Origin of the sequence: Streptomyces sp. NPDC048718 (genome assembly GCF_043198875.1) — a bacterium.
In the GTDB taxonomy this organism is placed as follows: domain Bacteria; phylum Actinomycetota; class Actinomycetes; order Streptomycetales; family Streptomycetaceae; genus Streptomyces.
Genome location: NZ_JBICVG010000011.1, coordinates 40,352 through 53,487, shown reverse-complemented (window position 1 = coordinate 53,487; position 13,136 = coordinate 40,352). Strand labels below are relative to the sequence as shown.

Annotated in this window: 11 protein-coding genes; 7 read left to right on the top strand and 4 right to left on the bottom strand. The window is 73.0% G+C overall.

Going from position 1 to position 13,136, the window contains the following annotated elements:
• Positions 1-100: 100 nt before the first annotated feature.
• Positions 101-1,666 carry an NCS1 family nucleobase:cation symporter-1 gene (locus tag ACGFRB_RS21510; protein ID WP_393245007.1) on the top strand — a complete coding sequence of 522 codons (1,566 nt, stop codon included), beginning with the start codon at positions 101-103 and terminating at the stop codon, positions 1,664-1,666.
• Positions 1,667-1,889: 223 nt separating this feature from the next.
• Complete coding sequence (locus tag ACGFRB_RS21505) at positions 1,890-2,486, top strand: class I SAM-dependent methyltransferase (protein WP_363006166.1); 597 nt, start codon at positions 1,890-1,892, stop codon at positions 2,484-2,486.
• An 18-nt stretch (positions 2,487-2,504) separates the two neighbouring features.
• Here the strand turns inward: ACGFRB_RS21505 and ACGFRB_RS21500 are convergent, their stop codons facing one another.
• Positions 2,505-3,413 (bottom strand): hypothetical protein, encoded by a 909-nt coding sequence (locus ACGFRB_RS21500; RefSeq protein ID WP_393245005.1) that lies wholly within the window; start codon positions 3,411-3,413, stop codon positions 2,505-2,507.
• A 62-nt stretch (positions 3,414-3,475) separates the two neighbouring features.
• On the bottom strand, positions 3,476-4,531 hold the full coding sequence (locus ACGFRB_RS21495) for a lipoate--protein ligase family protein (protein WP_393245003.1): 1,056 nt from the start codon (positions 4,529-4,531) through the stop codon (positions 3,476-3,478).
• Positions 4,532-4,895: 364 nt separating this feature from the next.
• Here ACGFRB_RS21495 and ACGFRB_RS21490 point away from each other — a divergent pair, with 364 nt between their 5' ends.
• Positions 4,896-6,320, top strand: a complete 1,425-nt coding sequence (locus tag ACGFRB_RS21490) for a phytoene desaturase family protein (RefSeq protein ID WP_393245001.1) — start codon at positions 4,896-4,898, stop codon at positions 6,318-6,320.
• A 119-nt stretch (positions 6,321-6,439) separates the two neighbouring features.
• Positions 6,440-6,982 carry an O-acetyl-ADP-ribose deacetylase gene (locus ACGFRB_RS21485; protein ID WP_393244999.1) on the top strand — a complete coding sequence of 181 codons (543 nt, stop codon included), beginning with the start codon at positions 6,440-6,442 and terminating at the stop codon, positions 6,980-6,982.
• Between the two features lie 159 nt (positions 6,983-7,141).
• On the opposite strand, the gene ACGFRB_RS21480 is transcribed toward ACGFRB_RS21485, so the two are convergent.
• Positions 7,142-8,548 (bottom strand): SufS family cysteine desulfurase, encoded by a 1,407-nt coding sequence (locus ACGFRB_RS21480; RefSeq protein WP_393244997.1) that lies wholly within the window; start codon positions 8,546-8,548, stop codon positions 7,142-7,144.
• Entirely contained in the window at positions 8,535-9,944 is a 1,410-nt protein-coding gene (locus ACGFRB_RS21475) for a family 2B encapsulin nanocompartment shell protein (protein ID WP_393244995.1), read from the bottom strand. Before ACGFRB_RS21475 ends, ACGFRB_RS21480 begins: the two co-directional genes overlap by 14 nt.
• A 320-nt stretch (positions 9,945-10,264) precedes the next feature.
• On the opposite strand from ACGFRB_RS21475, the gene ACGFRB_RS21470 reads away from it, so the two are divergent.
• The 3 genes from ACGFRB_RS21470 to ACGFRB_RS21460 all read left to right on the top strand — a co-directional run bounded on the left by ACGFRB_RS21470 (position 10,265) and on the right by ACGFRB_RS21460 (position 13,094).
• The gene (locus ACGFRB_RS21470; RefSeq protein ID WP_393244993.1) at positions 10,265-11,743 is read left to right on the top strand and encodes an AlkA N-terminal domain-containing protein; all 1,479 of its coding nucleotides are present in this window, start codon (positions 10,265-10,267) and stop codon (positions 11,741-11,743) included.
• A 12-nt stretch (positions 11,744-11,755) separates the two neighbouring features.
• Positions 11,756-12,262 (top strand): methylated-DNA--[protein]-cysteine S-methyltransferase, encoded by a 507-nt coding sequence (locus ACGFRB_RS21465; RefSeq protein WP_393244991.1) that lies wholly within the window; start codon positions 11,756-11,758, stop codon positions 12,260-12,262.
• Between the two features lie 166 nt (positions 12,263-12,428).
• Entirely contained in the window at positions 12,429-13,094 is a 666-nt protein-coding gene (locus ACGFRB_RS21460) for a DUF981 family protein (RefSeq protein WP_363006229.1), read from the top strand.
• Positions 13,095-13,136 lie beyond the last annotated feature (42 nt).

Below are 13,136 nucleotides of genomic sequence, written 5' to 3'. Positions count from 1 at the left end.
CGACCCCTCCTCCGATCCTTCTTCCGTCCCTTCGGCCTCGGCTTCTCCCGTACCGGTTCCGCCCCGTCCCCGTCTCCTCGCACGGAAGGGCTCCGCCGCCATGACAGCCACCCCGCCCGCCGGCAGACCCGCCGGTACATCCGCCGGTCCCGGCGCCCGCCATGCCGCCCGGCCCGCCGCCGGCCGCGTCGAACTCCCGCCCGGCGCCGTCCCCGGCGACCCCCGCTTCGTCAACGAGGACCTGCTGCCCGTCCCGCTCGCCGCCCGCCGCTGGACCACGTACAACTTCGCCGCCCTCTGGGTCGGGATGGCCCACAACATCCCCTCCTGGCTGCTCGCCTCCGGGCTCGTCGCCCTCGGCATGGACTGGCTCCAGGCGGTCCTCACCATCGCGCTCGCCAACGTGATCGTGCTGCTGCCGATGCTGCTCACCGGGCACGCCGGACCGAAGTACGGCATCCCCTTCCCCGTGCTCGCCCGCGCCTCCTTCGGCCTGCGCGGCGCCAACCTGCCCGCGCTGGTGCGGGCGGGTGTCGCATGCGCCTGGTTCGGCATCCAGACCTGGATCGGCGGCCAGGGCATCTTCGTCCTGCTGGACAAGGTGTTCGGCGGCCACTGGGGCGAGGCCGCCCGGATCGCCGGCCAGCCGTGGACCCTGTGGCTCTGCTTCGGCCTGTTCTGGGCCCTCGAACTGGCCATCATCCACCGGGGCATGGACGCGCTGCGCCGCTTCGAGAACTGGGCCGCGCCCTTCGTCATCGTCGGTGCGGTGGTGCTGCTCGGGTGGATCACCGTCAAGGCGGGCGGACTCGGCCCCCTCCTCGATCAGCCGTCCGCGCTCGGCTGGGGTCCCGGCTTCTGGCGGGTCTTCTTCCCGGCCCTCATGGGCATGATCGCCTTCTGGGCCACCCTCAGCCTCAACATCCCCGACTTCACCCGCTTCGGCGCGGGTCAGCGCGCCCAGTTCCTGGGTCAGGCCCTCGGTCTGCCGACCACGATGACGCTCTTCGCGCTGCTCTCGGTGCTCGTCACCTCCGGTTCGCAGGCGGTGTACGGGGCGCCGGTCTGGGACCCGGTCGCGCTCGCCGCCAAGACCGACAGCGTCTTCGGCCTGCTCTTCGCCCTGGTGACGGTCCTGGTCGCGACCATCTCGGTGAACATCGCGGCGAACGTCGTCTCACCCGCGTACGACCTCGCCCATCTGGCCCCCGGGCACGTCGACTTCCGCCGGGGCGCGCTGATCACCGGGGTCGTCGGGGTCGTCATCATGCCGTGGAAGCTCACCTCCACACCCGAGCTGTACATCTTCACCTGGCTCGGACTGGTCGGCGGTCTGCTCGGTACGGTCGCCGGGATCCTCATCGCCGACTACTGGCTGGTGCGCCGCACCGTCCTCGACCTCGCTGGGCTCTACCGGGTCGACGGCCCCTACTGGTACCGGGGTGGCTGGAATCCGGCGGCCGTCCTCGCCTTCGCCGCGGGCGGGGTGCTCGCGGTGGGCGGCTCGCACTCGGCCCCCGGCGCCGGGCCGTTCCCCGAGGGCGGCCTGATCCCGTTCCTCAAGCCCCTCGCCGACTACGGCTGGGCGGTCGGGCTCGTCGCCTCGATGCTGGTGTACGTCTCCCTCATGGCCCGGCGCGCCCGGACCGCCGGCCCGGGAGGGTGACAGGGCGGCGGCGAGGGCATCGCCGGTGGCCGGGGCGTCTCGGCGAGCGGCGCGGCACGCGCGTCGGAGGCGGTGTACGCGGTGTACGCGGCGGCGAGGGCGGCGACGGCCGGGCCGGGGCAGGTGGCGGCGCTTTACCCTCGCCGTCCGCATGTCGTAGCCTCGGCGACGCTCACGCGACGCGGAACACCTGCACCAGTGCACCACACGAAGGCGGTTGTCGATGTCCGGCACGGAATCCTCCGACTACACCCAGCGGCTGACCCGGCTGGAGAGTTCGGGGATCAAACGCTTCCTGCCCACCCAGGCCCCCTACCGCTGGAACCTCAAGCGGCTCCGTCTCGGGCGGGTGCTGGACGTCGGCTGCGGCATCGGCCGCAATCTGCTCAACTGCGGCCCCGACAGCGTCGGCGTGGACCACAACGCCACCTCCGTCGCCACCTGCCGCGCACGGGGTCTGACCGCCTACACGCCCGAGGAGCTGGAGGCGGCGCCGGACTGCGGCCCCGGCTCCTTCGACAGCCTGCTGTGCGCGCACGTCCTGGAACACATGGACGAGACGCTCGGCAATTCGATCCTGGAGCAGTATCTGCCCCTGGTGAAGCCCGGGGGCTCGGTCGTCCTGATCTGCCCTCAGGAGGCCGGCTACCGGACGGACGCCACCCACGTCCGCTTCGTCGACTTCGACGGACTGCGCACGCACGCCGAGAAGATGGGCCTGGACATCGCGCGTACGTACTCGTTCCCGTTCCCGCGCGCTGTCGGCAAGTCGTTCCCGTACAACGAGTTCAACCTGGTGGCGCGGAAGCCGGGCAGCTGAACGGCCCCCACGGCCCCCTCATCCGGCCGCCCGGTCATCCGGCCGTTCGGACGGTGGAGCCCAGCCGGGAACGTGGGCGGCCACGGCCCGCTCCCACTCCGCCACACCTCCGGCCAGCGGCCACGCCCGGGTGATTTCCGGGACCGCCTCGATGGACCGCAGTGTTTCGGCGAGCCGCCGGCCGGCCGCCGTGCCGCGTATCCGGGACAGCGGCCCGTCATCCAGAGCGGCCATCCGGTGCTCGTATTCCTGGATCGGGCGCTCGGCCATAGTCGCCCGGTACGTGGCGTCGAGTGTCCGCGACAGCTCCAGGACGGTGGGCCGCCCGCCCTCGGCGAGGGCCGCGACCAGCCGGTCGTGCCCGTCGAGCACGACAGGGGAGTTCAGCCCGCTGATCCACCACACCAGTACGGGCGGCAGCACCCCCTCCCGGTATTGGCGGCGGTACGCCTTGACCCGGGCGGCTCCGGGAGCGGACAACGCCCGCAGGGGCAGCAGATCGCGGGCGTCCTCCACCGGGTCGCCGTATCCGAACCAGGTGAGGTGGCCCCGGTCGGGATCGTGCGTCAGAAGCTTGGGCCAGTTGCCGTCGACGAACCAGCCCCGCGCCACCGGACCCAGATTCCACTCGCCCTCGTGCAGCGGCCCCTCGGACGCCGCGCGCAGTCCGGCCTCCGCGCACGCGGCCCAGCGCTCCGTCCACTCCTGTGAACCGGGCGCGGCGAACGCGGCGAAGTCCCGCGCCTGGTCGGCTCGCAGCGGCGCGAGCGGGGAGACGTACCGTCCTGTCCGGGCGTAGTGCAACCCGCGGTGGGTGACGCGCTGACGTGCGAACAGCACCGGCCGCCCGCCCTGCGTCAGCAGCAGCCGTCCCCCGTCCGCGCACTCCATCCGTAACCCCGGGCGCACCGGGTGGTCGATCCGCATGGCGCGGAGCCTACCGAGCACGGCGGGCCGTGCCCCACCGAATTCGCCTTGCCGCCCCGCCCCTACGGCACCCGCGCGATCCACTCCGGCGACGCGAACTTGGAATCGGCCAACTCCCGGGCGAGGGCCATCTCCTCGTCGGTGACCCGGCCCTCCGCGAGGCCATAACGCGAGCGGAAGGAGGCGATCATCCGCTCGATGACGGCCTCGCGCGGCAGACCGGTCTGCCGGCGCAGCGGGTCGACCCGCTTCTTCGCGCTCTTGGTGCCCTTGTCGGAGAGCTTCTCGCGGCCGATGCGGAGTACTTCCGTCATCTTGTCGGCGTCGATGTCGTACGCCATCGTCACGTGGTGCAGCACCGCGCCCTCGCCCGCGACCATGCGCTTCTGCGCGGCGCCGGCGATCTTCCCGGCGTCGGTGGCGATGTCGTTGAGCGGCTGGTACCAGGCCTTGACGCCCATGTCGCCGAGGGCGCCGAGCACCCAGTCGTCGAGGTAGGCGTAGCTGTCGGTGAAGGACAGGCCCTGCACGAGGGCGTCCGGGACGGACAGGGAGTACGTGATGGTGTTGCCCGGCTCGATGAACATCGCGCCGCCGCCGCTGATCCGGCGCACCACCTCGATGCCGTGCCGCTCGGCGGCCTCCGGGTCGACCTCGTTGCGCAGCGACTGGAAGCTGCCGATCACCACGGCGGGGGAGGCCCACTCCCAGACCCGCAGCGTCGGCGGGCGGCGGCCGGCCGCGACCTCGGCCGTGATCACCTCGTCGAGGGCCATGTGCAGGGCCGGGGACTGCGGCGCCTCGTGGATCAGCTGCCAGTCGTAGTCGTTCCAGTCGGTGGCGTGCGCGAGCGCGCGGCGCACCGCGACCCCGACACCCTCCGTCGTCAGGCCGTACATCTGCGTGCCCGGCGGCAGCGCCTGGTCGATCCGGGCCGCCAGGCCGGCGGCGTCGGTGTCGGCGGGGGCGCCTTCCAGCGCGCCGTCGATGGCCTCGATCGCCTCGTCCGGCTCCAGGAAGAAGTCGCCCGCGACCCGGACGCGGCGCAGCGCGCCGTCCTCCACGTCGAGATCGACGACGACCAGCTTGCCGCCGGGGATCTTGTACTCGCCGTGCACCGGACCTGCCTCCCAGCCCGTCGGGGATGAACGGGGATGAATAGGGGTGAATGAGAGTGAATAAGGGATGAATATCGGGGTGAATGCCGTAAGGGATGTCGGAATGAACGCCGTCAGCGTACTCCGGCCCCGGCGCGCGCCCCCGGGTGGAACGCGCGAGCGGCGGTATATGCCAGACGATCTGTCATGTCGGGGGAGGGGAGGCGAGCGGCGGAGCGGGGAGGGGGGCGGGGGAGGGTCCCGGAGCGGTGGGCCGGGAGGAGCGCGGGGCGGCGGGGGGAACGGGTCGGGCCGGGCCAAGGGGGGAGGGGCGTCCGGCCTATCCTGGGGGCAGGGATCGCCGGCCGACACGAGGAGTCCGAGGGTGACGTCGATGTTCGATGCCGTGATCGTGGGGGCGGGACCCAACGGGCTGACCGCCGCCGTCGAACTCGCCCGCCGGGGTTTCTCCGTGGCCGTCTTCGAGGCGAAGTCCACCGTGGGCGGCGGCGCCCGCACCGAGGAACTGACCCTGCCCGGCTTCCGGCACGACCCCTGTTCCGCCGTCCATCCGCTGGGCGCCGGCTCGCCCGTCTTCGGCACGATGCCGCTGGACCGGTACGGACTGGAGTGGCTGCACCCCGAGCTGCCGATGGCCCACCCCTGGGACGACGGCACCGCGGCCGTCCTCGCCCGCTCGATCGCGCGGACCGCGGCCTCTTTCGGGCCGCGCGACGCCGGTGCGTACAGACGGCTCGTCACCCCGTTCGTCCACCGCTTCGACAGCCTGGTGCGCGACTTCATGCAGCTGCCATCCACCGCGCTGCCCCGCGACCCCGTCACGCTCGCCCGCTTCGGGCTCGCCGGACTGCCGCCCTCGACCTGGCTGATGCGCCGATTCCAGGACCAGAAGGCGCCCGCCCTGCTCGCCGGGCTCGTCGGCCATGTCATCGCCCCGCTCGACGGCTTCGCGACCGGCGCCGTCGGGCTGGTCTTCGCCGCCGCCGCGCACGCCGTCGGCTGGCCGCTGCCCCGGGGCGGCTCCCAGTCGATCTCCGACGCCCTCGCCGCGTACCTGAAGGACCTCGGCGGCGCCGTCCACACCGACTTCGAGGTCAAGCGGCTCGACGACCTGCCACCCGCGCGCGCGTACGTCTTCGACACCTCGCCCACCGCGCTCGCCCGGATCGCCGGGCTCGGCGCCCACTACGACGGCTACCGGTACGGCGCGAGCGCGTTCAAGATCGACTACGCCCTGTCGGGACCCGTGCCATGGACCGCCGAGGACGCCCGCCGGGCCGGCACCGTACAGGTCGGGCCCAGCGCGGGGGAGATCGGCACCGCGCTGCGCCAGGCGTCCTCCGGCACCGCCCCCGACGCCCCGTTCCTCATCACCGCCCAGCCCAGCCTCGTCGACGCCGGCCGGGCCCCCGAGGGCAAGCACGTCTTCTGGGCGTACGGCCATGTCCCCAACGGCTGGCGCGGCGACCTCACCGACGCCATCGAGCGGCAGATCGAGCGCTTCGCGCCCGGCTTCCGCGACCTGATCCTGGCTCGCGCCACCGCCGGTCCGCCCGAACTCGCCGCGCGCAACGCCAACTACATCGGCGGCGACATCGCCTGCGGAGCCGCCCGCGGCCTCCAGCTGGTCCTGCGCCCCAAGCTGTCGCTGTTCCCGTACAACACCCCGCACCCGGCGGTCTTCCTCTGCTCCTCCGCCACCCCGCCCGGCCCCGGGGTGCACGGGATGTCCGGCCACAACGCGGCCAAGGCGGTGTGGCGGCGCCTGCGCGCGCCGGGAGCGGTCTGACGCGACGGGCTCGCCGGGGTGCCCGGGCGACTCGCGGGAGTGCTCGGCCGCCGTCGTGCCTGGTTCCCCCGGCGCGTAAACACGGTGCGCGGCGGAGTCACGGGCACGATCATGAGGACATGAGCCCGCAGCCCGTCACCCCTCCGGCCGCCCCCGCCGTGGTCCTCGTCCAAGGCGACATCACCGACCAGGACGCCGACGTCATCGTCAACGCCGCCAACTCCTCCCTCCTCGGTGGCGGAGGGGTGGACGGCGCCATTCACCGGCGCGGCGGCCCGGCCGTCCTGGAAGCGTGCCGAAAGCTCCGGGCCGGCCATTACGGGCGCGGCCTCGCCACCGGTCAGGCCGTCGCCACCACCGCCGGGAATCTCGCCGCCCGCCTGGTCGTCCACACCGTCGGCCCGGTGTACAGCCCCACCGAGGACCGCTCCGCGCTGCTCGCCTCCTGCTATCGCGAATCCCTGCGGGTGGCCGACGAGTCGGGTGCCCGTACAGTCGCCTTCCCGGCGATCTCGACCGGGGTCTACGGCTGGCCGATGGACGACGGCGCCCGGATCGCCGTCGAGACCGTACGGGCCGCCCGCCCGGCCTTTGTCCAGGAGGTCCGCTTCGTCCTCTTCGACGTCGAGGCATATGCCGCCTTCGAGGCCGCCATGAGGTGAGGGCGCGGCCCAGCGCGGTGCCGGCCGCCCGGTGTGATCCGTTCCGGCCGGTGGCCGCGTCGTGCTGGGCCGCGCCCGCGGGGCGGCATGTTCGGTCACGGAGGCACACCGGGTACGTGGAAGCCGGGCACTGTCCCGCCTGCCGGGTGGCCGCAGCCGCTACCGGACGCCTTGGGCGCCGACCGCCTCATGGAGCGAGCTCACCAGGGCGTCGACCTCCCGTGCCGTGTTGTACACCGCGAGTGACGCGCGGACCGCGCTGGTGACCCCGTACGCGGCCAGCGCCGGCTGGGCGCAGTGGTGTCCGGCGCGGACGGCGATACCCCGCTGGTCGAGCCGCCCGGCGAGGTCCATGGGGTCGGCACCGGCCCGCAGGAAGGTCAGCACGCCGATCTTTCCCGGCGCCGTGCCCAGGATCCGGATCCCGGGCACGGTGGACAGGACGCGCGTCGCGTAGGCGGCGAGTCGCTCCTCGTACGTGGTGGCGGCCTCACGGTCCAGGCCCGCGAGGTAGCGCAGTGCCGCCCGCAGGCCGGCCACGCCGGCGATGTGGCCGGTGCCCGCCTCCAGCCGGTGCGGCAGGGGCGCGTAGGAGGTCTTCCCGAAACTCACCGAGTCGATCATGTTGCCGCCGCCCTGCCACGGCGGCATGGCCTCCAGCACCTCCCGTTTGCCGAACAGCACGCCGATCCCGGTGGGGGCGAACACCTTGTGCCCGGAGAAGGCGTAGAAATCCGCGTCCAGCTCGGTGACGTCCACCGGAAAGTGGCACACCGCCTGGGCGCCGTCGACCAGTACCCTGGCGCCCCACCGGTGGGCGAGGGCGGTCATCTCCGCCACCGGCGGGACGGTGCCCAGGGTGTTGGAGGCGTGGGTGAGTGCCACCAGCCTGGTCTTGTTGTTCAGCAGGTCGCGGTAGGCGTCCTGGTCCAGGCGCCCGTCGGGCAGGAGCGGGATCGGCACCACCCTGGCACGGCGCTCCTTGGCGATCAGCTGCCAGGGAACCAGATTGGAGTGGTGTTCGGCGGCCGACACGAGGATCTCGTCGCCTACGCCCAGGTTGGCCCGGCCCCAGCTCTGCGCCACCAGGTTGACGGCTTCGGTGGTGCCCCGGACGAAGACGATCTCGCCGGTGTCCCGGGTGCCGAGCAGTTTCGCGGCCTCCTCACGGCCCTCCTCGTAGACCTGGGTGGCCCGCCTGGCGAGGGTGTGCGCGCCGCGGTGCACATTGGAGGCTTCCCTCGCGTAGTGCTCGCCGACCGCCTCGATGACCTGGCGGGGTTTCAGCGTGGTCGCCCCGTTGTCCAGCCAGACCAGCGGCCGGCCGGCCACCTCCCGGTGCAGCTGTGGGAAGTCCCGCCGCACCGCTTCGACGTCGAAGGCGACCGGGTGCGGTGCGGAGGCCTTCGAAGTGACGGGCGTGGGCGGCTGGGGCAGCCAGTACCGGGCGCCGGTCACCGCGTGCGAGAGCGCCGAGGGGAGCGGGAAGGCCCCGGTCGGTGCCGACCGCGGACCGGGCGCGGGAAAACCGATCGGACCGCCCCCATGCCCGTCAGGGGTAGTCATGGTAGCTCGACACCTCGACGTTCTGGAGGACTCCGATGGCGTCGTCCACCAGCGCCGCGGCCGAGAAATAGCTGGTCATCAGATACGAGGTGATGGCCTGGAGGTCGACACCCATCGCGCGTACCGACAGGCCGGGCTCGGCCTCGTCCGGCACCTTCGCCGGCCGCAGGCCCACCACGCCCTGCTGGTCCTCGCCCACGCGCATCAGCAGGATGTTGGTGGTGCCGGGCGCCGAGTTGGCCGAACCCTGGAGGTCGAGCTTGTCGGTGGGCAGCAGTGGCACACCGCGCCAGGTCAGAAACGGGCTGCCGAACAGCTCGACGATCTGCGGTGGCACCCCACGCCGCGTGCACTCGCGTCCGAAGGCGGCGATGGCCCTGGGGTGGGCGAGGAAGAACGCGGGCTGCTTCCACACCCGGGTGAGCAGCTCGTCGAGGTCGTCAGGGGTGGGCGAGCCCCTGCGGGTGCGCACGCGCTGGGTGGGCGCGATGTTGTGGAGCAGGCCGAACTCGGGGTGGTTGATCATCTCCCACTCCTGGCGCTCGCGCAGCGCCTCGGCCGTCAGCCGCAGCTGGGCCCGCACCTGGTCGATCGTGGAGTTGAAGATGTCCGAGACGCGCGTGTGCACCTTCAGAACGGTCTGGGCGACGGCGAGTTCGTACTCGCGGGGGCAATCCTCGTAGTCCACGAAGGTCTGCGGCAGGTAGGGCTCCCCGGTGTGACCGGAGCTGAGCTCGATCGGCCGCTCGCGATCGTTCCCGGCCGGCCCTTCGGTGCCGAGGGCGTCCAGCTGGGCGCGCAACGCGGGTTCACGGTCGGCGAGTTCGAGCAGCATCCGGCGATCGAGGGTCAGCACGGTGCACTCGGTGACGGCCTCGACCCGGTAGGGCATCGGCGAGCCGGTCGCCCACGCGTCGGCGTCGAAGAAGTCACCCTCGCCGATGACGGCCACCAGGGCGTCCTGTCCGTACTCGCCGGTGGCACGTTTCTCGGCCCGGCCGGCGACAAGGACGTACAACTGTCCGGCGGGGGCGCCGGCGTCCGCGATCAGCTCGCCGGACGCCACCTCGCTCTGTACGAAGCCCTGCGCCAGAGCGCTGAGCAACGGGCTGTCGAGCTGGCTGAGGAACCCGATCTCGCGCAGGTCCTCGGCGATCACCCGGGCCTGGCCGTCGCCTTCGGTACTGGTGCTGATCAGTCCGTCGCCGAGGATGAAGCCCCGGCGGCGGTTGACCCGGTAGACGCCGGCCTCGAGCTCCACCCAGGGCAGCACGCGCAGCAGGTAGCGCGGGGTGATCCCGAGCATCTGCGGCACGGTCTTGGTGGTGGTGGCGAGATTTCTCGCGGCGGACGTGCTGAGACTTTCCCGGCTCTGCTGAGCGGTCTCGGTGGTCATGGCTGATCCCGATCCTGGCTGGGGGCTCGGTCTGAGGCTGGGCACAGCATCGGGCACGGCCTCGCTCCGAAGCGCGCCGGACGGCCGGACTCCAGCGGAAGTTCAGCCAGTCGGACGCCTCTCGGGTGTCTGCCACAAAAGCCGGTCGCCATCGATCGCGAGAACGAGCGACCGCGCGGATGACCCGCCCCGGCGTCGGGCCGTCCCGGCGTCGGCCTGCCCCGGAGCCGCGACGCCGAAGAAACCCAGTGAGAGCGCGACGGAACGACCATGTCGTTTTTCTGCCAGCCCGCCCACTCCCGATCGCCGATCCTGGAGGCATGCACACCGACACCGAGCGCTGCGTACGGGCCGTCCAGTCGAAGGACGCCCGGTTCGACGGCGTCTTCTTCACCGCCGTCCGCACCACTCGGATCTACTGCCGCCCCAGTTGCCCCGTCGTCCCGCCCAAGCCCGAGAACATGGAGTTCCACCCCACCGCCGCGTCCTGCCAGCGCGCCGGATTCCGCGCCTGCAAACGCTGCCGCCCCGACACCAGCCCGGGATCCCCCGAGTGGGACGCCCGCGCCGACAGCGTCGCCCGCGCCATGCGGCTCATCCAGGACGGTGTCGTCGACCGCGAGGGCGTCCCCGGGCTCGCCGCCCGGCTCGGGTACTCGACCCGCCAGATCGAACGCCAGCTCCTCGCCGAACTCGGCGCCGGTCCGCTCGCCCTCGCCCGCGCCCAGCGCGCCCAGACCGCGCGCGTCCTCGTCGAGACCACCCCGCTGCCGATGGCGGAGATCGCCTTCGCGGCCGGGTTCGCCTCCATCCGCGCCTTCAACGACACCGTCCGCGAGGTCTTCGCCCTCACCCCCGGTGAACTGCGCGCCCGCGCCTCCCGCGGCCGCCCCGCCGCCCCGTCGGCCACCCCCGGCACGATCACCCTCCGGCTGCCGTTCCGCGCCCCGCTGAACCCCTCGAACCTCTTCGGCCACCTCGCCGCCACCGCCGTCCCCGGCGTCGAGGAGTGGCGCGAGGGCGCCTACCGCAGAACCCTGAGCCTCCCCTACGGGCACGGCATCGTCGCCCTCGCCCCGCGCCCCGACCACATCCTGTGCCGGCTCTCGCTCACCGATCCGCGCGACCTCACCCGCGCCATCAACCGCTGCCGCCGTCTGCTCGACCTCGACGCCGACCCCGTCGCCGTCGACGAGCGGCTGCGCGCCGACCCGCTGCTCGCACCCCTCGTGGACGCCGCGCCCGGACGGCGGGTGCCGCGCACCGTGGACGCCGCCGAGTTCGCCGTCCGGGCCGTCCTCGGCCAGCAGGTGTCCACCGCCGCCGCCCGTACCCACGCCGCCCGCCTCGTCACCGCGCACGGCACCCCTGTCGACGACCCCGAGGGCGGCCTCACCCATCTCTTCCCGGGCCCCGGCGCGCTCGCCGGCCTCGACCCCGACACCCTCGCGCTGCCCCGCAGCCGCCGCACCACCCTGCTCACCCTGGTCACCGCCCTCGCCGAGGGCACCCTCGCCCTCGGCCCCGGGACCGACACGGAAGAGGCCGTCGCCCGGCTCGCCGCCCTGCCCGGCTTCGGCCCGTGGACCACGGGGATCATCGCCATGCGGGCGCTCGGCGACCCCGACGCCTTCCTCCCCGGCGACCTCGGCGTCCGCCGCGCCGCCCAGGGCCTCGGGCTGCCCGCCACCCCGGCCGCCCTCACCGCGCGCGCCGCCCGCTGGCGGCCCTGGCGCGCGTACGCCGTCCAGTACCTGTGGGCCACCGACGACCACCCGATCAACCACCTCCCCGCGTAAGGAACCACCCCCATGACGCCCACCGTCCGGCACACGGTCGTCGACAGCCCCTACGACCCGCTGACCCTGGTCGCGGTCGACGGCGTGCTCAGCCGCATCCACATGACCGGCCAGCGCCACCGCCCGCCCGAGGAGACCTTCGGCACCCCCGACCCGCGCCCCTTCGCCGAGGCCGTCCGCCAGCTCGACGCGTACTTCGCGGGCGAACTCACCGAGTTCGACCTGCCGCTGCACCTCGTCGGCACCCCGTTCCAACTCCGGGTGTGGGAGCAGCTGCGGCTCATCCCGTACGGGGAGACCCGGACGTACGGCGAACTCGCCGAGGCCCTCGGCAACCCCGCCGCCTCCCGCGCCGTCGGCCTCGCCAACGGCAAGAACCCGGTGGGCATCGTCGTCCCCTGCCACCGGGTGATCGGCGCGGGCGGCAGCCTCACCGGCTACGGCGGCGGTCTCGACCGCAAGCGCCGGCTGCTCGCCTTCGAGGCGGGGGAGCAGGCCGCCGAAGAGACGCTTTTCTAGCGCGTACGGACCAACCGCCGGCGTGTTCGCTGCTCCGATCGGTGGATCTTCGGCGGGCGCGCGTGGAAGAGCACCCCTCCCGGGGTACGCGCGCCCCTACGGTCGCGCCGTGAACACGACGACGCCGCTGCTCCTCGCCGCCGGACTGAAGATCGACTGGGCGAAGATGCCCACCTACAACACCATCATGTCGCTCTGCGCCGGGGCGGGGCTGCTGCTCGTCGTCGCCCTCGGATGGATGCTCCTGACGGATCGTCCCGTGGTGCCCGACGCCTGGGCGATGGGCTTCGGCACGCTGGGCCTGATCCTCTTCGCGACCGGCCTGCACATGACGCTGACCTGGCCGCTGGCAGGCCAGGGCTTCCCCTTCGACAACATCATCTTCGGCGAGCCCGCCCTCGGCTTCGGCGTGCTGCTGCTCTTCGCCGCGTTCTTCCTCTGGAAGCGCGGTGGGGTCGTCAGCTCGGGGGTGGACCGCGGTCGCGCGGTCGCGGCCCTGGCCGCGCCCGTCTCGCTGCTGGTCTTCGGGCTCGGACTGGCCTGCTTCGGGATCGCGGCGGCGGGCTGGCGCTACACCCTGTTCGCCGCGCCGCCCGAGGAGCCCATCTCGGGGCAGTTCGCCGACCACCCGATGCTGGAGGCCAGCTTCATGTCCGGCCTGTACGTGCTCACCGGCGTCGGCGCGGTGCTCTTCCCCTGGGTGCTGCGCCGCCGGGGCGGCGCGGTGGCCTGGGTGGCCGGTGTGTGCTGGGCGCTGGCGGGCCTCGCGTTCCTGCTGTTCGGGGCGCTCAACTACTTCACGCACATCGGACTCATCGTCAACACGATGTGAGCCCTGGTCCGGCCCCGCCCCGCTGCCCTGCCCTGCCCCGGT

Bases quoted from the DNA above. Each gene is read 5' to 3' on its own strand.
- ACGFRB_RS21510 (WP_393245007.1), top strand. From the start codon at position 101: ATGACAGCCACCCCGCCCGCCGGCAGACCCGCCGGTACATCCGCCGGT.
- ACGFRB_RS21505 (WP_363006166.1), top strand. From the start codon at position 1,890: ATGTCCGGCACGGAATCCTCCGACTACACCCAGCGGCTGACCCGGCTG.
- ACGFRB_RS21500 (WP_393245005.1), bottom strand. From the start codon at position 3,413: ATGCGGATCGACCACCCGGTGCGCCCGGGGTTACGGATGGAGTGCGCG.
- ACGFRB_RS21485 (WP_393244999.1), top strand. From the start codon at position 6,440: ATGAGCCCGCAGCCCGTCACCCCTCCGGCCGCCCCCGCCGTGGTCCTC.
- ACGFRB_RS21480 (WP_393244997.1), bottom strand. From the start codon at position 8,548: ATGACTACCCCTGACGGGCATGGGGGCGGTCCGATCGGTTTTCCCGCG.
- ACGFRB_RS21475 (WP_393244995.1), bottom strand. From the start codon at position 9,944: ATGACCACCGAGACCGCTCAGCAGAGCCGGGAAAGTCTCAGCACGTCC.
- ACGFRB_RS21470 (WP_393244993.1), top strand. From the start codon at position 10,265: ATGCACACCGACACCGAGCGCTGCGTACGGGCCGTCCAGTCGAAGGAC.
- ACGFRB_RS21465 (WP_393244991.1), top strand. From the start codon at position 11,756: ATGACGCCCACCGTCCGGCACACGGTCGTCGACAGCCCCTACGACCCG.
- ACGFRB_RS21460 (WP_363006229.1), top strand. From the start codon at position 12,429: ATGCCCACCTACAACACCATCATGTCGCTCTGCGCCGGGGCGGGGCTG.